The 22,117-nt window shown below is 69.4% G+C and carries 20 protein-coding genes and 1 pseudogene; 18 read left to right on the forward strand and 3 right to left on the reverse strand.

All coding sequences use genetic code 11. The features are described from left to right. Nucleotides 1–370 (forward strand): DNA-processing protein DprA (locus AC3ENQ_RS13785; protein ID WP_431805314.1); only part of this gene is annotated, 370 nt, incomplete at its 5' end. Between the two features lie 9 nt (nt 371–379). Here the strand turns inward: AC3ENQ_RS13785 and mobF are convergent. Both mobF and AC3ENQ_RS13795 read right to left on the reverse strand, forming a co-directional pair. Further along, a pseudogene (gene mobF / locus AC3ENQ_RS13790) lies at nt 380–3,930 on the reverse strand (MobF family relaxase). 56 nt (nt 3,931–3,986) lie between these two features. Then, nucleotides 3,987–5,117 carry a hypothetical protein gene (locus AC3ENQ_RS13795; protein WP_431805315.1) on the reverse strand — a complete coding sequence of 377 codons (1,131 nt, stop codon included), beginning with the start codon at nt 5,115–5,117 and terminating at the stop codon, nt 3,987–3,989. Nucleotides 5,118–5,422: 305 nt separating this feature from the next. On the opposite strand from AC3ENQ_RS13795, the gene AC3ENQ_RS13800 reads away from it, so the two are divergent. The 17 genes from AC3ENQ_RS13800 to AC3ENQ_RS13880 all read left to right on the forward strand — a co-directional run bounded on the left by AC3ENQ_RS13800 (nt 5,423) and on the right by AC3ENQ_RS13880 (nt 20,919). After that, complete coding sequence (locus AC3ENQ_RS13800; protein WP_431805316.1) at nt 5,423–5,704, forward strand: DNA cytosine methyltransferase; 282 nt, start codon at nt 5,423–5,425, stop codon at nt 5,702–5,704. Between the two features lie 34 nt (nt 5,705–5,738). After that, a complete protein-coding gene (locus AC3ENQ_RS13805; RefSeq protein WP_431805317.1) occupies nt 5,739–6,746 on the forward strand; it encodes an MFS transporter in 1,008 nt (335 codons plus the stop codon). 134 nt (nt 6,747–6,880) lie between these two features. Then, the gene (locus AC3ENQ_RS13810) at nt 6,881–7,210 is read left to right on the forward strand and encodes an ArsR/SmtB family transcription factor (RefSeq protein ID WP_431805318.1); all 330 of its coding nucleotides are present in this window, start codon (nt 6,881–6,883) and stop codon (nt 7,208–7,210) included. A gap of 117 nt (nt 7,211–7,327) precedes the next feature. Then, nucleotides 7,328–8,527 carry an MFS transporter gene (locus AC3ENQ_RS13815; protein ID WP_431805319.1) on the forward strand — a complete coding sequence of 400 codons (1,200 nt, stop codon included), beginning with the start codon at nt 7,328–7,330 and terminating at the stop codon, nt 8,525–8,527. A gap of 134 nt (nt 8,528–8,661) precedes the next feature. Continuing rightward, on the forward strand, nt 8,662–9,528 hold the full coding sequence (locus AC3ENQ_RS13820; protein ID WP_431805320.1) for a helix-turn-helix domain-containing protein: 867 nt from the start codon (nt 8,662–8,664) through the stop codon (nt 9,526–9,528). 234 nt (nt 9,529–9,762) lie between these two features. Continuing rightward, a complete protein-coding gene (locus tag AC3ENQ_RS13825; RefSeq protein ID WP_431805321.1) occupies nt 9,763–10,842 on the forward strand; it encodes an ArdC family protein in 1,080 nt (359 codons plus the stop codon). Further along, the gene (locus AC3ENQ_RS13830) at nt 10,842–11,792 is read left to right on the forward strand and encodes a bifunctional DNA primase/polymerase (protein WP_431805322.1); all 951 of its coding nucleotides are present in this window, start codon (nt 10,842–10,844) and stop codon (nt 11,790–11,792) included. Before AC3ENQ_RS13825 ends, AC3ENQ_RS13830 begins: the two co-directional genes overlap by 1 nt. Next, nucleotides 11,792–12,517, forward strand: coding sequence for a DUF2637 domain-containing protein (locus AC3ENQ_RS13835; RefSeq protein WP_431805323.1), 726 nt, complete (start codon nt 11,792–11,794; stop codon nt 12,515–12,517). The genes AC3ENQ_RS13830 and AC3ENQ_RS13835 overlap by 1 nt, the downstream gene beginning before the upstream one ends. 57 nt (nt 12,518–12,574) lie before the next feature. Next, nucleotides 12,575–12,985: a hypothetical protein gene (locus AC3ENQ_RS13840; protein WP_431805324.1), complete on the forward strand. Its 411-nt coding sequence runs from the start codon at nt 12,575–12,577 to the stop codon at nt 12,983–12,985. Nucleotides 12,986–13,085: 100 nt separating this feature from the next. Next, nucleotides 13,086–13,979, forward strand: a complete 894-nt coding sequence (locus AC3ENQ_RS13845) for a hypothetical protein (RefSeq protein ID WP_431805325.1) — start codon at nt 13,086–13,088, stop codon at nt 13,977–13,979. Further along, entirely contained in the window at nt 13,976–14,998 is a 1,023-nt protein-coding gene (locus tag AC3ENQ_RS13850) for a ParB N-terminal domain-containing protein (RefSeq protein WP_431805326.1), read from the forward strand. The genes AC3ENQ_RS13845 and AC3ENQ_RS13850 overlap by 4 nt, the downstream gene beginning before the upstream one ends. 74 nt (nt 14,999–15,072) lie before the next feature. After that, a complete protein-coding gene (locus tag AC3ENQ_RS13855; RefSeq protein WP_431805327.1) occupies nt 15,073–15,744 on the forward strand; it encodes a hypothetical protein in 672 nt (223 codons plus the stop codon). 18 nt (nt 15,745–15,762) lie between these two features. Next, complete coding sequence (locus AC3ENQ_RS13860) at nt 15,763–17,406, forward strand: M23 family metallopeptidase (protein ID WP_431805328.1); 1,644 nt, start codon at nt 15,763–15,765, stop codon at nt 17,404–17,406. Next, nucleotides 17,406–17,672, forward strand: coding sequence for a DUF6112 family protein (locus AC3ENQ_RS13865; protein ID WP_108871790.1), 267 nt, complete (start codon nt 17,406–17,408; stop codon nt 17,670–17,672). Before AC3ENQ_RS13860 ends, AC3ENQ_RS13865 begins: the two co-directional genes overlap by 1 nt. Before the next feature lie 120 nt (nt 17,673–17,792). Beyond that, the gene (locus AC3ENQ_RS13870; RefSeq protein WP_108872453.1) at nt 17,793–18,062 is read left to right on the forward strand and encodes a DUF6112 family protein; all 270 of its coding nucleotides are present in this window, start codon (nt 17,793–17,795) and stop codon (nt 18,060–18,062) included. Nucleotides 18,063–18,093: 31 nt separating this feature from the next. Beyond that, nucleotides 18,094–19,446, forward strand: coding sequence for a conjugal transfer protein TrbL (locus tag AC3ENQ_RS13875; RefSeq protein WP_431805329.1), 1,353 nt, complete (start codon nt 18,094–18,096; stop codon nt 19,444–19,446). 3 nt (nt 19,447–19,449) lie between these two features. After that, the gene (locus tag AC3ENQ_RS13880; RefSeq protein WP_431805330.1) at nt 19,450–20,919 is read left to right on the forward strand and encodes an SCO6880 family protein; all 1,470 of its coding nucleotides are present in this window, start codon (nt 19,450–19,452) and stop codon (nt 20,917–20,919) included. 7 nt (nt 20,920–20,926) lie between these two features. Here AC3ENQ_RS13880 and AC3ENQ_RS13885 read toward each other — a convergent pair whose 3' ends face one another. Continuing rightward, nucleotides 20,927–21,988, reverse strand: coding sequence for a CHAT domain-containing protein (locus AC3ENQ_RS13885; protein ID WP_108871793.1), 1,062 nt, complete (start codon nt 21,986–21,988; stop codon nt 20,927–20,929). Nucleotides 21,989–22,117 lie beyond the last annotated feature (129 nt).

The raw sequence follows: 22,117 nt of genomic DNA on the forward strand, positions 1-22,117 counted from the left end.
CGCCCAACCACCCCTCTCCCCCCCCCCCCCCCGGCACCGGTTCCTCGCCCGCGGCCGGCTCCTGGCGGCACTGTCCTCGGCGACGGTGATCGTGGAAGCCGGGGCACGCTCCGGCTCCCAGCACGTCGCCCGCGAAGCGCATGCCCTCGGTCGTGGGGTTGGGGCGGTGCCCGGGCCGGTCACGTCCGCGGCGAGCACCGGCACGCATCTGCTGCTGAGCGAGGGCACCGCTGCCATCGTGACCGGCCACCACGACCTCGCCATCCTCACCAGCGACCGACGACGCCAGGCCCCGGCACGAACCACGGGCCTGAGCACCGCGCGCGATTTCGATGCCGTCGATCAGAACCTGCCCGGCCGCTCCCTCTGATCCGCCGGGTCAGAGCGTGCGCCCCTGCCGGGCCTCCATGGTGAGGTCCGGCTGCTCGGTGTTCGGGGTGTGGCGGCTGAGCTGCTGGGCCCGGGTGAGCGCTGCGGTGGCGCGGGCGGCGTCGAGCTTCTGCGCATCCGATTCCGCAACGGGGCCGAGCGGGGTCTCGTCGGTGATCTGGTACCGGTCGCGGTACGCCGCGACGACCCGGCCGGCCTGTCGCCATCGCTGCGCCGTCCACTCGTCCGCGGGCTTGTTCCCGAGCGCGGCCGTCCACGGCTCGCCCTCGTTCAGGTCGCGGTCGAGGACCGCGGATGCGCGGTGTTCGATCAGCTCTTCGCGTCCGGTGAGGGCGTGGCGCATCTCGGGGTCGATCACGCCGGAGGCATACGGGATGAGCCCGGCGATCAGTCGCGGCGACCGGCGGGTGCGCCCGGACCCGGCAGGTCGGGCGGTTGCGCGGGCGAGGCGGTGATGCAGGACCGAGGCGATGTCGTCGGCATCGGCGAAGCCTCGCGCTGCCACGAGCCGCGGGAGCAGGGCGCCGAGGTCGTGATGGTTGGCCTCGGCGCGGCGCAGCTCCGCGGACAGGGCACCGTAGGCGTCGGAGCCGAGCACGAGATCGACCTGCTCCTCGGTGAGGCCGGACGCGGTGAGGAGGGTGGCCCAGCGGTCGTGCTGTCCGGCTTGGGCGATGGTCTCGTACTCCGCCGCCAACTGGGCGATCGCGCCCCAGCGCTCCTGTTCGGCGGTGATGGTCTCGTGCGCGGACAGCTCGGCGCCGACGTGCTGGAGCACCCCGTACAGGACGGACCGGGCGGTGGCGTCGGGGTTGTCGGAGGGGTGCGGGGCGACATGCGCGTCGTCGGTGGTGTCGGTGGCGACGTAGGCGTAGTTCCCGTGCCGGCCGCGGGTCATCGCGACGTAGAAGTTCTCCCGCGTCGTCGTCGCCGTCACGACCGCGTGCGCGGTATCGACGGTGACGCCCTGGGCACGGTGCCCGGTGATCGCATACCCGAGCTCGACCTGCTCCGCTACATACGTGGCCGGCAGCACGAGCGATCCGCCGAAGCGTCGCCCAGCTGGGCGGACGGTGATCGACCCGTCCCCGGCGACGGCGGTGATCGTCCACCGGTCGCCGTTGCGCACCCACGATCGGCCGTTCTTGGACCGCAGCCGCCGGTCATTCTCCCGCGTGATGACCCGATCACCCTTGGACGCCTGGGTGCCGTCATGCAGGGCGACCTCTCGGCCGGGGGTGATCGTGCCGTCGAGGATGAGGTCGGCGCGGGCACGCTCGTTCAGCTCGGTAACGGTCTCGCGGGTTTCGGCGACGAGGATCGACGCCCACCCCGCCTGCACGTCGCGTCGCCAGGCGGTGTAGGCGGCATCGACCATCGCGCCCTGCTCCCCGCCGCGCACCCGGTCGTGCTCGATGAGCGTGTCGATCGCCGAGGTACGGCCGTGCCGCAGGGCCAGCGAGTTGGACTTCTCCCACGCCTGCGTGAACCGGTGCACGTCGGTGAGTTCTGGGGCGTCGTCGCGGTCGTGGACGAGCATCCCGAACGCCCCGCCCGCATCCACGGCTTGGAGCTGTGACCAGTCACCCACGAGCAGGACTTTCGCGCCGGCTTGTTCGGCGAGGCCGGTGATGCGATCGAGGGAGCCGGTGCCGGCCAGGGATGCCTCGTCGAGGATGACGAGCTGGTCCTTGTCGAACGTGGTCCTGTGGAGGAGGTGCATCTGCCACCAGCGGGCCGTGTTCTCCGTCTCGATCCCCAGTTCCTCGCCGAGCACTTGCGCCGCGTTCTCCGACGGCGCGAGCCCGACCACGCTGCCGGCGCCGTGCTGCTGCTCCCATGCCCGCTTCAACGCGCTCATCGCCGTCGTCTTCCCCGCACCGGCGGGCCCGACGAGCACGTCCACGACCCGGCCCGACACCGCGATCCGCTGGAGGGCGTCAGCCTGATCGGGGCCGAGCCGTCGCCCTTCCGCGTCGGGCCTGCTTGTGATCCGCTCGACGGTGGCCAGTTCCACGGTCGGCCGGTCGTCGCGTGCGAGCGGTCGAGGAGGCGGTCTTCCGCGGCCAGCAGTTCTTCGGTTGAGTACAGCACGGCGCCGGGGTGGCGGAAGCGGCTCGACCCGTCCGGACGGCGGAACACGACCGGGCTCGACGCCAGCTCCGGCGGCGTCAACCGCAGCGACGCCTGCTCGGCCGCGTCGGTCACCATCCCGGTGATTGCCTCCCGATCCTCCGCCGACGCAAACCGCACACCCATGAGCTGCCGGGAGGCTTCGGCGTGGAGGTTCCAGCGCCGCCACGTCGACCGCTTCTCCCCCACCGCCACCACCACCGCACTGCCCAGATCGGCAATCGTGTCGAGTGGCACGTCATCAGCCCGCAACAGCACCGACGGCTCGGCGGCGGTGGCGAGCGTGCGCGCCCAGCCGGTCGCGTCTTCGCCCAGCAGCTCGGTGGCGCGATGCCGCCAGCCAGCGGTGAGGTCCGCGAGCGACTGCACATGCTTCTCCGGACGGGTCGCCAGCGTCGCCTGGGCGCGGAGCTTCAGGATCGTCGCCGCCGACGGCTCACGGCCGTGCTTGGTTCGGTAGGCGTCGATCAGGCGGGTCTTCTCCTCCTCGATCTGCCGGGACCGGGAGGAGAACTCCGAGATCAGCTCGTCGGCCACCGGGGCGAGCTCCCACGCGGGGTTGCGATCCCGGCCTCGCTCCCGGGCCTCCCACTCGATCCCGAACATGCCCGTGATCCGATCCGCCAACGTGGCGTTGTACAGCTCGGACAGGGCGACGACCGAGGCGTGCACCGGGCGACCGGCGAGGGTCCGCCACTTCTGGTCCTGCACGGTGAGGACCTTGTTGCTCACCACGACGTGGGTGTGCAATTGCGGATCGCCACGACGTGAGTCGTAGTGGTCGAACGCGGTGGCGAGGACGCCGGCGACATCGACATGCGCGACCGCCCCGTCCGGGCCGGCGGCGCCGACGCGGGTGGTCGCAACCTCGCGTTCGAGGAACGCAACCACCTCGGCAACGGCCTGATGGTGGGCGTCCGCGATCAGGGATTTCGTGCCTCCGTCCGCAACACCCCACCACGCCGACAGCGACTTCGGCACCGAGAACGTCAGATCGTAGCCCGCGACCACGCGACGGGTGCCGCGCTCGGCTTCCTCCGCCTCGATCGCCGCGACCTGCTCCGCACGAGACACCGGCCCCAGCTCCGGGTCGAGGTCGGCGACCCGACGGTCGACGCGCTCCTGCACGCTTGCGTACTGCCGGTACGCCTCACCCAGCGGCTCCCCGGTGATGGGGTCGCGGCCCATCCCGACCAGGAGCTGGAGCTGCGCTTCGGAGACCTGCCCGCCCTCGGTGAGCTCACCTGTGCCGAGGTACGGCAGGCCCGACCCCATCCAGAAGCCGGGAGGTGTTCCCTCCTCCGTGTAATACCTCGTCAGCGGGGTCGAGAGGTCGCGGTCGCCGTCAGCTGCGGCGACAGTGCGAAGTAGGTACTCATAGCCATCGCCGGCGCTCATTACTCGCATCGAAACCGTCACACCAGGAAGGTGTGCTTCTGACTAGAGGGATCTGGAGAGCCTCGCTACGCGACGAAGTCCTGCCAATCGTCGGTCTTCTCCACGCCGCTCGCACCATCGCGGTTGATGGTGAGCCACGTCTTGGAGGAACCGTCCTCAGCACCCCAACCGAATGCCCTTTCCACGTCTCGCCGACGCGGCTCATCACCGTAAGTCACCACAAGCACGCTGGGTTTCGGATCGCGGTCGATGAACTCTGCTCGAAGTGCGGAGTTCACAGGACCATCCTTGAAGGAATAGCCGATGATGAGCCAGTGGTCGGACGCAGCCAAACCACCCGAGAACATCTCGTAGGCCAGATCGAAGGGAAACTTAGCGACGTGTTCCGCCTTATCTTTCCGGTTCGCGAGAACAACGACTGGTCGGACGTTCGTTGTGTCGTCACGGATCGCACGCCACTGGTCCCCGTCATCGAGCATGTCCTTGGGCAGCTTGGCGTGAATCTTCCGATCACGCGTTGCCCAGAACGTTAGTGATCCGTGAATGTGCAGTAGTTGCACTCTTTTCCCTAGCGGAAAATCCCCGCTGCTGGATCGGAGCGCCTGCACCTCGCGTTCAACTCGGTCGTCAACTAGTACCTTCACACGCCGATACCCGTGCCCCATATCTGCAAGCTCCGATTGGCAGACCGTCAGGAGCGCGGCGAGCATGAGGGTGTCGTAGTTGAGATTCCCGATGACAACTTTACCGTCGAAGGACTCAGTGATCGCGGTCACTAAGTCGTAGAGGCCTTGTGCTTCATCAGCGTAGGCATGTGATCGCTCTGCGATTACTTCAAGAACATGCGAAATGCCGGTGTCTCGCACTTGTTCAGCAAATCGAGAGACTCGCCTGATGGCCTTCCTGAGTTTCTTGTCAGATGGCTTAGTCAACGCAGCAAGAGTATCTAGGACATCCAGTGTGCGTGACTCTGCCCCGAACGCACCAACAAGCACTTCGAAGTCCTCGGCACTACTTGCGCCGTCGGGAAGAGCGCGCTCGGCAATCTCCTTCATGGCGATGACAACGTCACCGCCGTCCGACTCCTCGATGCGACGAAGCACCTCTTCGGTGATGCTCTGGAGGTTTAGTTCGGGGTTGAACGCGATCGACAGACCGTTGCCAACGAGGGCGGCGATGTTCCGCTCAGCCGTCAAATCACACCGCCATCCTGATCGCCCACGCGGACCAAACGCCCGTCGTCTACCATCTCAGGTTAGCCGGTCAACCCTCGCTTGAAAGACGTGTGGCGGCTCGTTGAGGCGGCGAGGACGAGAGTCACGGCGACAGGCAGACGGAGGGTTGTCGGGGCCGACGAAGGCACGGTCGAGAGCCCTTCGGCGTCGCGGTCGTTCGCTGCGTGCCGGGCAGTCGGTGGTGCACCTGGCAGGTGTTCAGCCCGGCAGGTTGGCGCCCGTTCGGCGCGTCGAGGTCCGGGGTTCACGAAGCCTGCGGAGCCCTCATGCGCGACGACCATTCCCATTGCGGCCGCCCTCTCCGGGTCGGGTCGCTGTTCTCCGGGTACGGCGGCCTTGACCTTGCCGTCGAGTACGCCACCGGCGGGGAGACGATCTGGTTCTCCGAGATCAACACCCCCTCTATCCGCGTCTTCGCCGACCACTGGCCGGGCATCCCGAACCTCGGAGACATCACAGCCGTCGACTGGAACGATGTGCCGCCGGTGGACGTGCTGATCGGCGGGTTCCCCTGCCTCAATGTCAAGCCTCTCGGGGCGAGAGCGTGACTTCTGCTGCTACCAGCTTCCACCGCGGAGATCGATGTCTCCCTCCGGCCATTGTTCGGTCATCTTCGCCGTGTTCCTGGTCGGCAACGTCATCGCCGCGCTCGCGTCGACGTACCCGGTCATGGTCGTCGCCCGCGTCATCAGCGGTATCGCGGCGCAGGCGTTCTTCGGCGTCGCGGTGTCGCTGTGCGCGCAGCTGGTCGACGAGCGCATCCGCGGCCGGGCGGTCGGCGTCGCGATGAACGGGCTCATGCTCGGCACGCTGCTCGGCCTGCCCCTGGCGACGCTCGTCGGCGGCAGGCTCGGCTGGCAGTCCGCGTTCTGGACGATCTCGCTGCTGACGGTGATCGCCGCGATCCTCACCCTCGCCGTGGTGCGCAACCCGCGGCCGGAGACCGGCGCCGAGCAGCCCCGGGCTTCCGCCTCCGCAGAGTTCGCGGTGCTGCGTCGGCCGCAGTTCCTCCTGGCGATCGTGTCGAGCACGCTCATCATCGGCGCGACGTTCTCGGCCTTCACCTTCTTCACCCCGATCCTCACACAGGTCACCGGTTTCGCCGAGACCACCGTGCCGTTGCTGCTGCTGGCCTACGGTGCCGCAACCGTGGTCGGGAACATGATCGTGGCGCGCCTGGCCGACCGGCACACCATCTCGACCCTGCTCGCCGGTACCGCGCTCAATGCCGTGTTCCTGGCTGGGTTCGCGTTCTTCACCGATGTTCCAGCACTCGCGTTGGTGTTCATGTTCGGGATCGGCTTGGTCGGAGTCACGATGAACCCGGCGATGGCGGTCCGTGCGCAGCGAGCTGGGAGCACCGCGCCTCTGGCGAACACCGTGCACTCCTCGTTCATCACGCTCGGGATCATCCTCGGCTCGGCCATCGGCTCCGCACTCATCCCGACCTACGGGCTGCGTTCGCCAGTGATCCTCGGTGTTGGGATGGCGATCCTCGCGATCCTTGTGATCCTCCCGGCCCTCGCCAGCCCCTACCTCCGACACGGCGTGCGCGAAGAGCGGACGCGCAGCGTAGAGGTTGACGCCTGATGGCGAGAGTGAAGTGCCGACTTCGGTCTACCGAGGGGCTTCGGGAGCGTTAGCAGTCGCTGAGCCGAGCGGCTGGCCCCTGGCTGATAGCATGGATCGACATATTGCGATGCGACACGGCGAGGAGTGCGGCCATGACAGCCGAGACCGAGGCTCAGGTCGATGCGATCGACGCATTCAAGGCGCTGTCGAACCCCATCCGACTACAGATCCTGACCTGGCTGCGTGACCCGCGCGGCAACTTCCCTGTCGAGCAGGGCATCGCCGACCCGGACGAGTACGGGGTCTGCATCACACAGATCCGCGACCGCACTGGCCTCGCACAGTCCACAGTCTCGTCCTACATGGCGACCCTCGAACGCGCCGGACTCGTGACCAGCACCCGCGTGGGCAAGTGGACCCACTACCGCCGCAACGAGGACCGCCTCGCCGAGCTCGGCGCCCTCTTCACCAGCGTCATCTGACCCACCGCGGCGCCCTCGGCGCACCCTCGACTTGACCTCATATCGAACTTTTGCGATGCTTGACTCTCGCATCGAGATATTGCGATGCGTCGTTGTGACGAGTCGAAGGAGTGGCGTATGCCGTGGGGTTTGATCGCGTTGGCATTGGGAGGGTTCGGCATCGGTCTGACCGAGTTCGGGATCGTCGGGCTACTGCCCGAGATCGCGACAGAGTTCGGCGTCTCGGAAGGTACGGCGGGCATCCTCGTGTCCGGGTACGCGCTGAGCGTGGCCGTCGGTGCGCTCGCGCTGACGGTGACCGTGTCGCGGTTCGACCGGAAGAAGGTGCTGCTGTGGCTGATGGTGCTGTTCATCATCGGCAACCTCGTCTCCGCGGTCGCGCCGACGTACAGCCTCATGCTGACCGGCCGGATCATCGCCGCCCTGTGCCACGGGGCGTTCTTCAGCGTCGGGGCCGTGGTCGCCGCCGACCTCGTCGAGGAGAAGAAGAAGGCCGGCGCCATCGCGCTGATGTTCGCCGGCCTCACCGTCGCCAACGTGCTCGGCGTTCCGGCCGGCACCTTCCTCGGGCAGGCCGCGGGCTGGCGGTCGACGTTCTGGGCGATCACCGCCATCGGGATCATCGCGATGATCGGCATCGCGATCCTCGTCCGCCCCGCACACACGAACGAGGCGAGCGGGGTGCCGAGCCTGCGCCGGGAGCTGGGCATCTTCCGGCGACCGCAGGCGCTCGCCTCCGCGCTGGTGAGCGTGCTCACCTTCGGTGGGCTCGTCGGTGCGTTCACCTACATCGCGTTCACGCTCACCAACGTGACCGGGTTCACTGAGGCGGCCGTGCCGTGGCTGTTGCTCGTCTTCGGCGCGGGTAGCTTCATCGGGAACATCCTCGGCGGCAAGGCCGCCGACCGTTCCCTGAATGGCTCCCTCCTCGCGATCCTCGCAGCTCTCGCAGTCGTGCTGGTCGCGTTCGGCCTCATGGCTGCGGTACCGGTCGCGGTAGTCGTGCTGATGCTGCTGCTCGGCACGGTCGGGTTCGCCGCCGCACCGGGCCTGCAACTACGCATCATGAACGTCGCGGGCGACGCCCCCACCCTGGCCTCGGGCATGAACATCGCCGCACTGAACATCGGCAACGCCCTCGGCGCCTGGCTCGGCGGCATCGCCATCACCACGACCCTCGGCTTCACGGCCCCCCTCTGGGTCGGCGCAGTTCTTGCCGTGGCCGCGCTTCTCGTGCTCCTCGGCGCAGTCGCAGCGCAGAAGCGTGCGAAGCCCTCGGACAGCGAGCCGCAGCAGTCCGGGGTGATGGCCGCATAGCCGGGTTCGCCCGACCAGGGGCAGCTCAGCGGGAGTGTCCGGCGGTTCCCGAGGCCGCCGGACACTCCCGTGGTGCGAAAGGGCTGGTTCCGCTGGTCGCTCGGACTCGCTCGATCCGTCGTCCGATCGGGCCGATGGTCTACGACTGTCTCAAACTCGTGTTCGTCAGGTCGGGGTCGGCGATCGTGTTCAGCGAGTTCGGGCATCAGCCGGTCAGCGTCGGTGATGCGGTCCTGATCGGCCCGAACGTGTTGTTCAGCGCCGAACCCGAAGACCTCGTCACTCTCACCGCGATCTACGTCGATACCGACTTCGCGCTCGATCAGTTATTCTGGCAGCACTCGACGATCCTGCATGATCGGCTCGACGCGCAAGGGTTCGCGGAAAAGGTCTACTCCGAGCCCGCACAGATCCTGCGCCTCGGCCAAGACCGAGCGGGCATGGTGACGCCGTGGCTGGACGAGATGGTCGCCCTCAGTATCCAGGGCTCTTTCCCGCAACGGTTCAACCGGCTACAGGTCCTCTGGTTCGCGGTGATGGACGTCCTCGCCCCGCACATCCGTATCTCCCCGGTGCGGCTGACACCCCTGCAGCGGGCACGCTCACGCCCCGTGCTGCCGCGTACCCGGCGGTTCGCGCCGCTGCGCCGTGAAGCGATGCTCGCCCGTGAAGCCCTCCACGAGAACGTCGCGCACCCGTGGACACTGGGCGAGCTGGCCGAGACCGTGCGGCTGTCTCCGCAACAACTCACGCGGGTGTTCGCCGAGGCGTTCGGGAAGACCCCGATCGCCTACCTGACCATGCTGCGCGTGCAGGAGATGGCCCGGCTGCTACGCGAGACCGACCTGCCCGTGGCTGCTGCGGGCCGGCGCGTGGGCTGGTCGAGCCGGTCACGTGCGACCGAGGCGTTCATCGAGCACACCGGGCTCAGCCCGAGCCGCTACCGCGCCATGCGCCCCGTCACCACGGATCACCCTGAGAACGGCACCGTGGTCCGGTAAACCCTCACTTCGTCCGGCGTCCGACCGGACATCACCGCTTCCCGCCCACCGTCGGAGGGAGCGCTGGTAGGCCGGTATGTCCTACGTCAGGCACGACCACAGTTGTCCTGGCGGCCAACCTACCGATCCCGTAGCTCGCTGACCGTCTCGACTCGCCGGATGTGCCTGGCTCACCTCGCAGGTACAGGGCCAGCCGCCGCCCCTGGTGGCTGGCCCTCCGGGAGGAGGCCGACGATGGTGACGAGGCAAGAGGAGGCCCGCCAGGCGCGGGAGGCGAAGCTCGACGAGCTCCACGGGAAGCTCACCGGCGCGGTCGAGCGGCTCGTCACCGGCGATGAGTGGGCCGACGCGCTCCGGTTCGCCGCGCGGTTCCGGTCGCGGTCGTTCAACAACGTCCTGCTGATCTGTGAGCAGCACCAGGCCGCGTTCGAACAGGGCCGCGTCCCGGAGCCGTTCCCGACCTATGTCGCCGGCTACAAGCAGTGGCAACAGCTCGGCCGGCAGGTCGGCAAAGGCCAGGCCGGGTACCAGATCCTCGCCCCGGTCACCGGAAGATTCGCGTCCGCGAACCCGTCCGATCCCGCGTCGTGGCGGCGCCTGAACCGAGGCGAGAAGCCCAAACCGGGCGAGACGGTGCGCTCGAAGATGGTCGGGGTACGCCCGGCCTACGTCTGGGATGTCTCCCAGACCACCGGCGACCCCCTCCCGAAGAAGCCGGAGCCGCGGCTGCTGACCGGGCAGGCGCCGGAAGGACTGCGCGAGGGGCTGGCGGAGCGGATCGAGGCCGAGGGGTTCGAGCTGCTGTGGGTGCCGCACGAGGGCATGATCGGCGGCGCGAACGGCCTCACGAACTTCGAGACCCGCCAGGTCGCGGTGCGCACCAACATGGACGACGCCGCACAGGTGAAGACCGAGGGCCATGAGCTCGCCCACGTACTGATGCACGGCCCCGACCAGGAGGAGGCCCGCCAGCATCGCGGGATCGGGGAGGTCGAGGCCGAATCGGTGGCGCTGATGATCGGTGCCGCGCATGGGATGGACACCAGCGAGTACACGATCCCGTACGTGGCCGGGTGGGCGGCGGCTGTGGATGGGAAGAATCCGGTCGAGGTGGTGCAGGCCGCTGGGGAGCGTATCCGCAAAACCGCGCTCGACATCCTCGATGGCCTCGACACGATCCAGGTGAGCGACGGCACCCCGCCCGGCCTCGGCCGCGACACCCAGCGTCGGCCGCCGGAACGTGGCTCCGGCCGGCCGGCGCCTGCCGTGGAGTCTGAGGAGGCGCGGCCCGAGCGAGCGGGGCGGGGGCTGTGATGACGGTCCGTGATCTGTCGGCGATCTTCCTCGACGCCATCGACCAGCCCCTCCCGCGGGCCGCGGCCGGGCTCGCGTCTGCGGGGGTGCCGGTGTTCCCGGTCGCGCCGCGCGACAAGGTGCCGCTGATCCGCCACGGCCGCGGCTTCCGGGACGCGACCACGAACCCGCGGCAGGTCGAGACCTGGTGGCGGCGCTTCCCACAGGCGAACATCGGCGTCCCCACCGGCGCTGCCTCCGGCCTGGTCGTGGTGGATGTGGACGTGCACGGCACGAACGGCTACGACGCCCTGAACCGCGCCGACCGCGCCGGCCTCGTCACAGGGTGGGAGTTCTTGGTGCGCTCGCCCACGGGCGGCCTGCACCTCTACTACCCAGCCGCCGACGAGATGGAGCAGCGGTCGTGGCAGGCCGGGGATGCGGGGATCGACTTCCGCGGCGACGGCGGCTACATCGTCGCCCCACCCTCGATCCGCGTGATCGACGGCGAGACCGTGCCCTACCGGATCACCGAGCTCGGCACCGACCCCGCACACCCGCTGGACGCAGACCGGCTCCGGGCTTTCCTCGAACCACCCAAACCGCCGCGCCGATTCCCGGCCCATGCGCGCAGGTCGGGGCGGACCGATCCGGTGAAGCTCGCGAACTGGCTGGGCGGAGAGCGCACCGACCGGAACCGGAAGCTGTTCTGGGCCTCCTGCATCCTCGCCGAGGAAGGCGTGCCGTATCGGGAGGCGCTGGACGCGATGCTCACGGTCGAGCAGCCCGACTTCGGACGGCGGGAGATCACCCGCACCGTCACCTCCGGCTACAAACACATCCACGGCACCCCCGCCCAGTCGGGCTCCGTAGCCCGCCATGGCATGGGTGCGGTGTCTCGGGGTCGCCAGGCCCACGGCCTCGACGCACCCGAGACGCCCGCGCGGGCGCCGGCGGTAAGGGGGCTGTGATGGAGCAGTTCTCGGGGCGTCGGTGGGCGGTGTATTCGTCTGCGTCGGGCACGGTCATGATCGCCGCCGGCGCGTTCTGGCTGTCGTTCACGGCGCTGGCCGACCTCGCCGTGCGCTCGGGGATCGGGGCTGGGCAGGCGTGGATCTGGCCGCTGCTGGTCGATGGGCTGATCGTGGTCGCGACCGTCGCCGTGGTCGCTCTCGATGGGCGCCGGGCGGCGTGGTATCCGTGGGCGCTGCTCATCGGCGGCGCGCTTGTCTCGGTGATCGCCAACGCCGCGCACGCCCTGGTCACCGCCGAGGCGTCCGTGCCGGGCCTGCTCGCCGCGACCGTCGCCGCCGTCCCACCCCTGGTGCTGCTGGCGTCCACGCATCTCACGGTCGTGCTCATCCGCTCCACCCGCACCACGACCACCCCTCCGCAGACCGAGGAGCCTCTGCCGGCTCTGCCGGCGGGCGGCACCGCACCCGAGCCCCCAACCGAGAGCCCGGCGACGGAGCCCGACGATCCCTCACCGCAGCACGAGGACGTGGGCGAAGTAGTCCCGTCCGTGCCCGCGACGCACGAGTCGGCTTCGACGGTGGTTGGTGCGGGTCGGCGGGAGCGGGCGGCGCGGCTGCGGGAGGCGGGCTGGTCGAACAAGCAGATCGCCCGCGAACTCGATGTGCACCCCTCGACCGTGGGCCGCTGGTTTCCCCCGCCCACCCGAGGCCGAGGTGTCTGAGTCGTCCGTCCCGCAGGAGGCCGGCACTGCATCTGAACATTCCGAGGAGGAACTGTCATGAACACCGAACAGCACCCGCACGACCAGCAGTCGCCCGAGCCGCCGCCACCATCCGAGGTGGCAGGGCCGGAGCGGCCTGATCCGTCGGCGGGGATGGCACCGGAGGCGATCCAGGCCGCCGACGTCGACCGCGAGCAGCAAAGCGCGGAGGGCGTGGACGTGGAGAAACCGACCCGCGGGGTGGACTGGGTGCGCGCCTCCGACCTGCTCTCCCGTGGCAGCGGCTCTCTGTCGCGGCGAGGCATCGACCTGGACGCCAAGCTCGCTCGGGGAACCCGGCACGGCATCGCGGTCAGCGCCAAGTATGTCGGCCGGCAGATCGCCGCCGGCGCGAGGCGGCTGCCGCCGCTCTCGGCGTTCGGCCGCGAGGAGCCCGCACCCGAGTCGCCGGGTCTGGGCAGGAAGTGACCCAGGGGTGAGCCGTCATGTCTACGATCCGACGTTCTTTCCCTGACCGCCCCGCTACTCGTGGGAGCCGGTGTGCACCTGCCTGGCAGGAGGTGCCGAGATGATCCCGCACACAACGACCGCCGCTGCTGCCCCGGGAGGCGGCGAGGACTACACGACCGGCGAGGGCCTGCGCGCCCTGCTGGCCCGGCTGCACGCGGAAGGGCCGGGCGCGTGGCGCACCGATCCGACCGCCACGAAGCTCATGGAGTACGCGGCCGAGAAGTACGCCGCTCTGGCGCGCAAGCACGGCCTTGATCCGTGGGAGGCGGCGGCTGCGGCGTTCGATGTGATGCGCACCCGTTCCGCGCGCGAGGCCGATGACCCGTGGGGCGTGGTCACCCACGCGGTGCGGATCACCTGCATCGCCGAGGAACGCGCCCAAGGCCTGCTGTGCTCGACGCATCAGGCGCGCCGCCCGCACTACTCGGTCTTCCACGACGCCGAACGTCTCTCCGATCGGGAGAACCCGCTGGATGACTACCATCCCGCGTTCCACATCACCGACCCCCACCCCGACGACGAGCACGACGGCGAGAGCGGGGGTGAGCGGGAGGTGGTGGAGCCGGCCGGGGTGGTCACGTCGGCCTCTGGTGCGGTGGAGGACGCGATCGCGTTCGTCACTGTCCTCGGTTGGCCGGCGCAGACGGCCCGCGCCGCGGTCGAGCATGTCTGCCACGCCCTCGCCCGTGCCGGATCGCGGCAGTCCGCGTTCGAGGTGCTGCGCCGCGACAAGCACTCCCGCGCCCTGCTCGACCTGCCCGGCTCCTCGTGGATGGCGCTGCTGCGGGCACTGCTCGGCAACCCCGCCCCCGGTGTCGCCGCGACCTCGGCGGGGCGGGGCATCCTGCTCAGGTTGTTGATCGGTGAGACGGTGCCGGTGCTGCTGCACGACGACGACCTCGTGCTTACCGTGTCGCTGGCGGCACCACGCAAGGGTGGGGGTCGGCGATGAGTATCGAGCTGGAACGGGCCGTGTCGTCGATCAGGATCGGGAACCGGCACCGCACCGACCTGGGCGACATCGACTCCCTGGCCGCGTCCATCGCCCGCGACGGACTGCTCCAGCCCCCGACGATCACCCCGGACGGGGTGCTCGTGTGCGGCAGGCGCCGGCTCGCCGCGATCCAGCAGCTCGGCTGGCGCACCGTGAACGTGTGGGTGCGGCAAGGGATCTCGGACCGGCTCGGACATGTGCTGGCCGAGCAGGACGACAACCTGCTGCACAAGGACCTCACCCCACTGGAAGCCGCGAGCCTGTACCGCGAGCTCAAGACCCTCCTTGCCGAGGACGCCGCCCGCCGACAGGAAGCCTCCCGGTTCAGCAGCGACCACCAGCCGTCCGAGAGCGGAGAGGGCGGGGAGGACGGTGGCGGAAAATTTCCGGCACCGTCACCGATGCCGGCGGGCGAGACGCGGCAGCAGGCGGCGGCGATGATCCCCGGAGCGGCGTCCTACCGGACGCTGGACAAGATCGAGGCGATCCAGCAGGCCGCCGACCGTGACGACCTCCCCGACGACACCCGCGCAGCCGTGGCGGACGCGCTGGCGCGAATCGAATCGGGCGCGCCGGTGCATCCGATCTTCGAGGAGATCCGCACCCTCATCGCAGACCCCGCCCGGAGCCGTAATGCGGAGCTGGACCGGCTCGCGCAGGAGGCAGTCGCCCGCGCCAAGAACCGGCCCCGCCGCACGAAGAAGGCGGCCACTCCTGCAACGGCCGGGCTCACGGTGTGGACGACCCGCTCGTTCGTGGTGATCTGGGGCGAACTCGTCGACTGGTGGACGCATTACGACCCGGCCGTGCTCGCCCGCGAGCTCACCGATGAGCAGATCGAGATGTTCCTGACGATCGCCGACGGCACCGCCCGCTTCGCCACCGCCCTCACCGCCGCACGCGACCACAACCCCGACAGCGGCGACGAAGACCGCGAAGACGGGGACGGTGCGGTGCGGCATCTGCACGCGCTCTGACCCTCGGGCATTTCGCCGCCTCGGACCCTGCGTGGGTGCCGGGGCGGATGTACGTTCCAGCGCACCTGGGGGGCATGAACTCGACAGATGCTTCTCGTTCCCGCCGCCGACTGGTCGTGCTGATCTCGGCCGCTGTCGTCGTGCTGCTGTTGGTCGGCGTCGGCGTCTACGGCCTGGTCTCCGGCCCTCGCACCACCAGCGACCCGCCACCCGCGCGCCCGTCACCGACCACACCGGGCACGACGGACCGCGCGCCGCGGGAGCTCGCGCCGATCCCCGAGACCGATGACCCCGAGGAGTTCGCCCGGCTGGTGGCCGAGGCGCTGTTCGGGTGGGATACGACTAGCGGGTTGATGCCGCTGGACTACACGAGCGTGCTCCTGAAGGTGGCCGACCCTTCCGGGATCGAGCAGGCCGGTCTCGCCTCCGACATCGCCGGCTACCTCCCGACCCGCGACACCTGGGTCGAGCTGCGCAAGTACTCCACCACCCAGCACTTGGAGATCACGGACGTGTTCGTGCCTGCCGCGTGGGCGGAGGCCGAAGCTCAGGCGCAGCCGGGGCAACTGGCGCCGGGGACCACCGCGTACACGGTCGAGGGCATCCGCCACCGGCAGGGCATCTGGAACGACGAACCGACGTCGAGCGCGCATGCGGTGGCGTTCACGATCTTCCTGACCTGCCCGCCCGACGGCGACCCGTGCTATCTGCTGCGCCTGTCCGTCCTCGACCAGCCCCTGCGCTGAGACCTGGGGGACGCTCTGATGCTGCGCAAAGCGATCGCGGGGCTCGCCGCCCTCGTCCTGCTCGGTCCGATGGTCGTGCTCGTCTCGGTCGGGCTGCTCGTCAACCCCTCCGCCGCCTCCTGCGCAGCTCCTGGCGGCAGCGTGCAGGTCGGCGACATCCCCGACGAACTGACCTCCACCACCCGCAACGGGGAACAGATCGTCCTCGGACGAACCGAGCTCACCCACGCGGCCACGATCATCGAAACCGGTTCGACCACTGAGGGGGTCGGACGCGACGGGATCATCATCGCGCTGATGGCGGCGCTGACCGAGTCGCGGATGCGGATGCTCGCCAACACAGGCGCTTATCCCGAGAGCGGCGACTACCCGAACGACGGCAACGGCTCAGACCACGACTCTCTCGGCTTGTTCCAGATGCGCCCGGCCTCCGGGTGGGGCACCGTCGCCGAACTCATGGACCCCGACTACCAGGCCGCCGCGTTCTACGGCGGCCCCGACGGCCCCAACGCCGGCTCACCGCGGGGTCTGCTGGACATCCCCGGCTGGGAGCAGATGGGCAAGGGCGAAGCCGCCCAGGCGGTGGAGGTGTCGGCGTACCCGGACCGCTACGACAACTACGAGCCCGTCGCAGGCGACATCCTCACCGCCCTCACCGGCAGCGGCGACCCCGGCCCCACCGGAGCCGCGGTCCTGGTGAGCGCGGAGCCGGTCGAGTCCTCGCGGGTGGTGTTCCCACTCCCGGAGGGCACCTGGGTGCCGACCAGCCCGTTCGGACCGAGGACGCATCCGATCACCGGGGAGCAGTCTTTCCACACCGGCAGTGACTTCTCCGCCCCGGACGGTACGCCGATCCTCGCCGCCGCGGACGGCATCGTGACGGTCGCGGAGTTCTCCGGCGGTTACGGCGGTCTTGTCGTCATCGAGCACCGCATCGACGGCAAGATCATCGCGACCGCGTACGCGCACTCCTGGGAGCACGGCATCCACGTCCAGCCGGGCGACACGGTGCGAGCCGGGCAGCACATCGCCGACGTCGGCAGCAGCGGCATGTCCACGGGGCCGCATCTGCATTTCGAGGTCCGCGACGGCGGCACCGACGGCGAGTACATCGACCCCGCGAAATGGCTCAACGACCACGACGCCGCCGACCTCGACGAGTCCGACGTCACCCCACCCGGGCAAGACGACTGCGACACCCAGCAGGACACGCCGGGTGATCCGTCGCCGGTGGAAGGCGACCCGGACGAGCTGGTGGACGACCCCACCACGGATGGGCAGATCACCCTGCGGATGCGCAGCGTCTACGAACAGACCCTCGCCGCGTTCCCGGAGTCGACGTGGGCGTGCTACTCGCCCCGGCCGGGATCGAAGTCGGAGCATCCGATCGGGCGGGCGTGTGATGTGGCGTTCGGGAACGCGATCGGCCAGTACCCGACCCCGACCCAGGTCGAGTACGGGTGGCAGGTCACCAACTGGCTCCAAGAGCACGCCGAGACCCTCGGCGTGGAGTACCTCATCTGGCAGGGCAAGATCTGGTCCCTCGCCCGCGCCGACGAAGGCTGGCGCGACTACAACGGCGGCGGGATGCACGACCCCAGCGACGTGACCGGCGGACACTTCGACCACCTCCACATCACCGTGAAGGGCGGTGATCGGTGATGGAGGTGTTTCCGGATTTCGATGGGCTGTCAGGGATCGAGGATCTGCGGGAGGTCGCCGGCGCGCTGTTGATGTTCGTGCTGATCGTGGCGGTGCTGATGCTGATCGTCTCGGGCGTCTGCTGGGCGATCGGCGCCAGCAACGGCAACTACCAGCTCGCGGCCCGCGGCCGGGCCGGGGTGTTCGTCTCCTTCGCCGGCGCGATCCTCGCCGGCGCCGGCGTCGCGTGGCTGAACTGGCTCATCAGCATCGGCAACCAGCTCTAACCACCATCCCTCCTCCTTCTTTTCGGCCCGCCCCGCTGGGGGCGGGCCGTTCGTGTGCCTGGGGGTTGCGGGGTGCACCTGGCGGTCGGAACTGTCTCTCGTCTCGTGAAAGGGCACATCGTGATCGACATCGACCCTAACTCCAGCGGGCTGCCGGGTATCGAGCAGCTGCGTACCATCGTCGGCGCCGTTATGACCGTCGGCCTGATCCTGTCTGTGCTCGCGTTGATCGTCTCCGCGATCATCTGGGCTTACGGCTCCAACTCTTCGAACCCGCACCTTGCCGGGCGGGGGAAGACGGGGCTGCTGATCTCCTGCGGCGCGGCCGTGATCTGCGGTGCCGCGGTCGCGCTGGTGAATTTCGGCTGGTCGGTCGGCCAGCAGGTCTGACCCCTTCTGCGTGTGAAAGGAGGGGTGCGCCGTGAGTGTGTGCGATATCCCCGTCATCTCCACCGTGTGCGACGCCGTCGGTGAGGGCACCGCGTCCCTGATCGCCGCCCCGTTCGACTGGCTCGCCTCCTCGATGGCCGGGGCCGCGGCGTGGTTGATGGAGATGATGTGGACCGTCTTCGACACCACCACCCTGGTCGACCTGAACCAGGACGGGTTCGTCTCGGTCTACAACATCGTCTTCGGGATCGCCCTGTTTATCGTCGCGATCTTCTTCTTCCTCCAGCTCATCACGGGGATGATCCAGCGCGACCCCGGCGCCCTCTCCCGGGCCGCGCTCGGGGCCGGCAAGTCGATCCTCGGCAGCTTCGTGGTCATCACGTTGACGACGGTGCTGCTGGAGATCGTCGACCAGTTGTGCATCGGCCTCATCCAGGCAGCCGGGGAGACCACCGAATCGATGGGCAACCAACTCCTCCTCCTCGCAAGCGCCCTGTCCGGGTTGAATATCGCCGCCCCCGGCGTCGGCGCGATCGTCAGCATTTTCCTCGCCGGGCTGATGATCGCCGCCATCGGCATCGTCTGGTTCAGCCTGTTGATCCGGAAAGCCTTGATCCTCGTCACCGTCGTGCTGGCCCCGCTCGCGTTGTCGGGGGCGTCGTGGGATGTCACGAAGGGGTGGATCGGGAAATGGGTGACGTTCCTGATCGCCCTGATCGTCTCCAAGCTCGTCCTCGTCGTGGTGTTCCTGGTCGCGATCACGCAGGTCGCGACGCCCATCGACGCCGGCCTCACCGCGGTGACCGAGCCCATCGCGGGCATCGTGCTGATGGGGATCGCCGCGTTCGCCCCCTACATGGTCTACCGGCTCATCTCGTTCGTGGGCTTCGACCTCTACAACTCGATGGGCGCCGAGCAGGACGCGAAGAACGCCATGAACCGGCCCGTCCCGATCCCCACCAGGGCCGGCGGTGAGGGCCCGAAGAAGATCCTCGGCAGCACTGATGGCGGGGGCGGACGTGACGGGGGCGGGAGCTCGCCAGCGCCGAAGCCGGCGGCCAGCACCGAGACGGCGGGGACGGAGACCGCGAGCGCGGAGGCGGGAACGGGGACCGCCGCGAGCACCGGGCCTGCCGCCCCGGTCGTGGCCGGCGTCATGGTCGCCAAGGAAGCCGCCGAGGCCGGCCCGCAGGCGGGCCGAGAGCTCGGAAACCAGGCCGACACCGTCGCCGCGGGCGCGCAGAACGCCGGCCACACCACCCCCAGTGACAGCAGCGGCCCGGGTTCGGGTGGGACGCCGCCGGATCCGTCGGCGCCGATGCCGAAGACCTCGACCGAGCGGTCCGCCTCAGCAGACGCCGGCACGGCCGGCCGGAAGGAGTAGGCGATGCCACGCACCGACGACACCACACCGAGCGCCCGCGAGCTGGTGCCGGTGAAGTTCTCCCGCCTCACCCGCCGCGGCCTCATCCTGGGCCTGTCGCTGTCGCAGATGATCGCCCTCGGCATCGGTGGTGCGTCCCTGATCGGAGCGCTCTACGCCGGCGGCGGCATCCTCATCGCCTACTCCGCCCCCATCTGGGCGGCAGCGATCGCACTGACGTGGGTGAAGATCGGCGGCCGAGCACTGGTCGAGTGGATACCCGTGTGCGCCTGGTGGGCCTGGCGCACCGCCGGCGGACAACTCCTCTACCGGCGCCGGATCGTCGCCCCGCGGCCGGAGGGCACGCTCGCGCTGCCCGGTGACATGGCCAGGTTGCGCGAGTACACCGATCCCGAGACGGGGGCCGGGATGATCCACGACCCCACCGCGAACACGCTGACGGTGGTGGTGTCGGTGACGCATCCGGCGTTCGTGCTCCTGGACCCGTCCGAGCAGCACCGCCGGGTCACCGCCTGGGGGCGGGTGCTGGCGACGGTCTGCCGCTCCGGCCGGGTCGCCACCCTCCAAGTGCTGGAGCGCACCTTGCCGGATTCCGGGCAGGGGCTCGCCGAATGGTGGGCCGAGCACGGCACCCACGACGACTCCTGGGCCTCGACCACCTACGCCGAGCTGATTGACCGGGCAGGGCCTGCTGGGGAACGCCACGCCACCACCGTGTCGCTGTCGTTGGATATGAAGGCGGCGGGCCGGCAGATCCGGACCGCCGGCGGCGGCATCAAGGGCGCGGCGAACGTGCTCCGCCAGGAGATGACCACCCTCGTCTCCGCGCTCCGCGCCGCCGACCTCACCCCGTCCGGGTGGTTGAGCCCCGGGGAACTGGCGGTGATGCTGCGCACCGCTTACGACCCCGCCATCGGGCCGACTCTGGAACGCCACGGGCAGCTCGGGCAGGACCTCGCCACAGCCGGCCCCGTCGCCGTCGCCGAGACGTGGGAGCGCCTGCGCACCGACTCCGGCCACCACGCCGTGCTGTGGATCAGCGAATGGCCGCGCGCGATGGTGTATCCCGGGTTCCTCGCCCCGATCACTTTGTCGACGGGGATACAGCGGTCGATATCGCTGCTGTGCACCCCGCTCAGGACCGACCAGGCCGTGCGCGACATCCGCAAGAAGAAGGTGGAGTACATCAGCGACCGCGCCCAGCGGGCGAAGATCGGGCAGATCCAGGACGCCTCGCAGACCGCCGAGTACGAGGACGTGCTGCGCCAGGAAGCCGACCTGACCGCGGGGCACGGGGTGCTGCGCTACACCGGCCTGATCGCCGTCACCGCCCCGACCGTCGAAGAACTCGATACCGCGGTCGCGGCGATCGAGCAGGCCGCGATCCAGGCCTCCTGCGAGACGAGGCGCTTGGTCGGGCAGCAGGCCGCCGCGTTCACCGCCGCCGCCCTGCCGCTGGCGCGGCGCATCTGAGAGGTGGTCAGTCGGTGGGCTTGACCAGGATCGTGGCGCCTGGGTCGACGTCGGCAGCTGCGGCGAGGGTCGGGAGCTCGGCACCGTCCAGGCCAGCGAGTTCCAATGCGGCCTGGCCGGCGAGATGAGCTGACCGGACGGATTGCCCGTTCGCGATGGAGGCGTAGAACTGGGCGGCGTAGTTGATGGCGTCGGCGTCGTCGATGCTGTCGGCCATGCCGATGGCGAACGGGACGACGTCGGCGACGAGTTGATCGATCTGTGCGGCGGACCTGCAGGCGTTGAGCAGCACGAGCAGCGGCGGGTCATCGGTGGCGGCGATCGCGCGTGAGAACGCCCGCGCCGTGACGACGTGCCCGTCGTGCGGTGCATCGGTGTCGTGTTCGAAGACGATCAGGTCTTCGTTGCTATGTCCGGAGAAGTGCACGACGTGCGGTCGGAACTTGGTGATGCCATCCAGCAGGTCGCTCGCGGTCGCGGCAGGGCGAACATCGAGTTCGATCAGGTCTCGGTGCAGCGCGGACTCGACCGCGGATCGGATGCGCTTCTGCTCTCGCCCCACGCGCAGATCCCCTTCGGAGGACGCGCCGAGCAACAGCACCCGCAGCTTCTCCGGCTTGGGTGCCCGCAGTTCCCGGAGCGCTTCGCCGACAGCATGCTCCGTGCGGTCGAAGCGCGCTTCGGTCGCCGCACGTTCGGCAGCCGCACGCCGATCAGCGGCGGTCTGCTCTCGTTTGCGCTTGCGTTCCGCCGCGTCGGCCTCGGAGCGCTCTGCTCGGGCGAGCTTGGTCTGGAGGTCTGCTTCCTGCTTCCGGTAGCCGGAGGCCTTGGCCTGCCACTTGTTCGCTTCGCTTCCGGCGGACGCGGCCTCCTTGTCACGCTGCGCGGCCCGGCTCAACTTCGATTTCTGTGTCGCCGCGCTCTTGGTCTTCGTCGCCTCCTGACGTGCCTTGTCCGCCTCGGCACGCTTCTTCGACTCCTTGTTCCGGTACTCACCGGCCTTCTTCTCCGCGTCGACGCGCTGCTTGCGCTTGCGCTCCAGCTCTCCGCGGTACTGCTGTGATCCCACCTCGGCTCCTCTCGATTCACCTGCGTGGCAACGCTATCCGGCGCCACGGACACAGCAGAGCCGCGCGCACCTGGCAGGCACAGCGCCCCGACCCCCTCACCTCCGCCGGGGTCGGGGGGGTGTCGCGTC

It is taken from the genome of Microbacterium sp. bgisy203 (genome assembly GCF_057706945.1).

What these genes read in the sequence shown, in the direction of transcription:
- AC3ENQ_RS13800 (WP_431805316.1), top strand. Translation starts at nt 5,423, where the DNA reads ATGCGCGACGACCATTCCCATTGCGGCCGCCCTCTCCGGGTCGGGTCG.
- AC3ENQ_RS13805 (WP_431805317.1), top strand. Translation starts at nt 5,739, where the DNA reads ATGTCTCCCTCCGGCCATTGTTCGGTCATCTTCGCCGTGTTCCTGGTC.
- AC3ENQ_RS13810 (WP_431805318.1), top strand. Translation starts at nt 6,881, where the DNA reads ATGACAGCCGAGACCGAGGCTCAGGTCGATGCGATCGACGCATTCAAG.
- AC3ENQ_RS13815 (WP_431805319.1), top strand. Translation starts at nt 7,328, where the DNA reads ATGCCGTGGGGTTTGATCGCGTTGGCATTGGGAGGGTTCGGCATCGGT.
- AC3ENQ_RS13820 (WP_431805320.1), top strand. Translation starts at nt 8,662, where the DNA reads ATGGTCTACGACTGTCTCAAACTCGTGTTCGTCAGGTCGGGGTCGGCG.
- AC3ENQ_RS13825 (WP_431805321.1), top strand. Translation starts at nt 9,763, where the DNA reads ATGGTGACGAGGCAAGAGGAGGCCCGCCAGGCGCGGGAGGCGAAGCTC.
- AC3ENQ_RS13830 (WP_431805322.1), top strand. Translation starts at nt 10,842, where the DNA reads ATGACGGTCCGTGATCTGTCGGCGATCTTCCTCGACGCCATCGACCAG.
- AC3ENQ_RS13835 (WP_431805323.1), top strand. Translation starts at nt 11,792, where the DNA reads ATGGAGCAGTTCTCGGGGCGTCGGTGGGCGGTGTATTCGTCTGCGTCG.
- AC3ENQ_RS13840 (WP_431805324.1), top strand. Translation starts at nt 12,575, where the DNA reads ATGAACACCGAACAGCACCCGCACGACCAGCAGTCGCCCGAGCCGCCG.
- AC3ENQ_RS13845 (WP_431805325.1), top strand. Translation starts at nt 13,086, where the DNA reads ATGATCCCGCACACAACGACCGCCGCTGCTGCCCCGGGAGGCGGCGAG.
- AC3ENQ_RS13850 (WP_431805326.1), top strand. Translation starts at nt 13,976, where the DNA reads ATGAGTATCGAGCTGGAACGGGCCGTGTCGTCGATCAGGATCGGGAAC.
- AC3ENQ_RS13855 (WP_431805327.1), top strand. Translation starts at nt 15,073, where the DNA reads ATGAACTCGACAGATGCTTCTCGTTCCCGCCGCCGACTGGTCGTGCTG.
- AC3ENQ_RS13860 (WP_431805328.1), top strand. Translation starts at nt 15,763, where the DNA reads ATGCTGCGCAAAGCGATCGCGGGGCTCGCCGCCCTCGTCCTGCTCGGT.
- AC3ENQ_RS13865 (WP_108871790.1), top strand. Translation starts at nt 17,406, where the DNA reads ATGGAGGTGTTTCCGGATTTCGATGGGCTGTCAGGGATCGAGGATCTG.
- AC3ENQ_RS13880 (WP_431805330.1), top strand. Translation starts at nt 19,450, where the DNA reads ATGCCACGCACCGACGACACCACACCGAGCGCCCGCGAGCTGGTGCCG.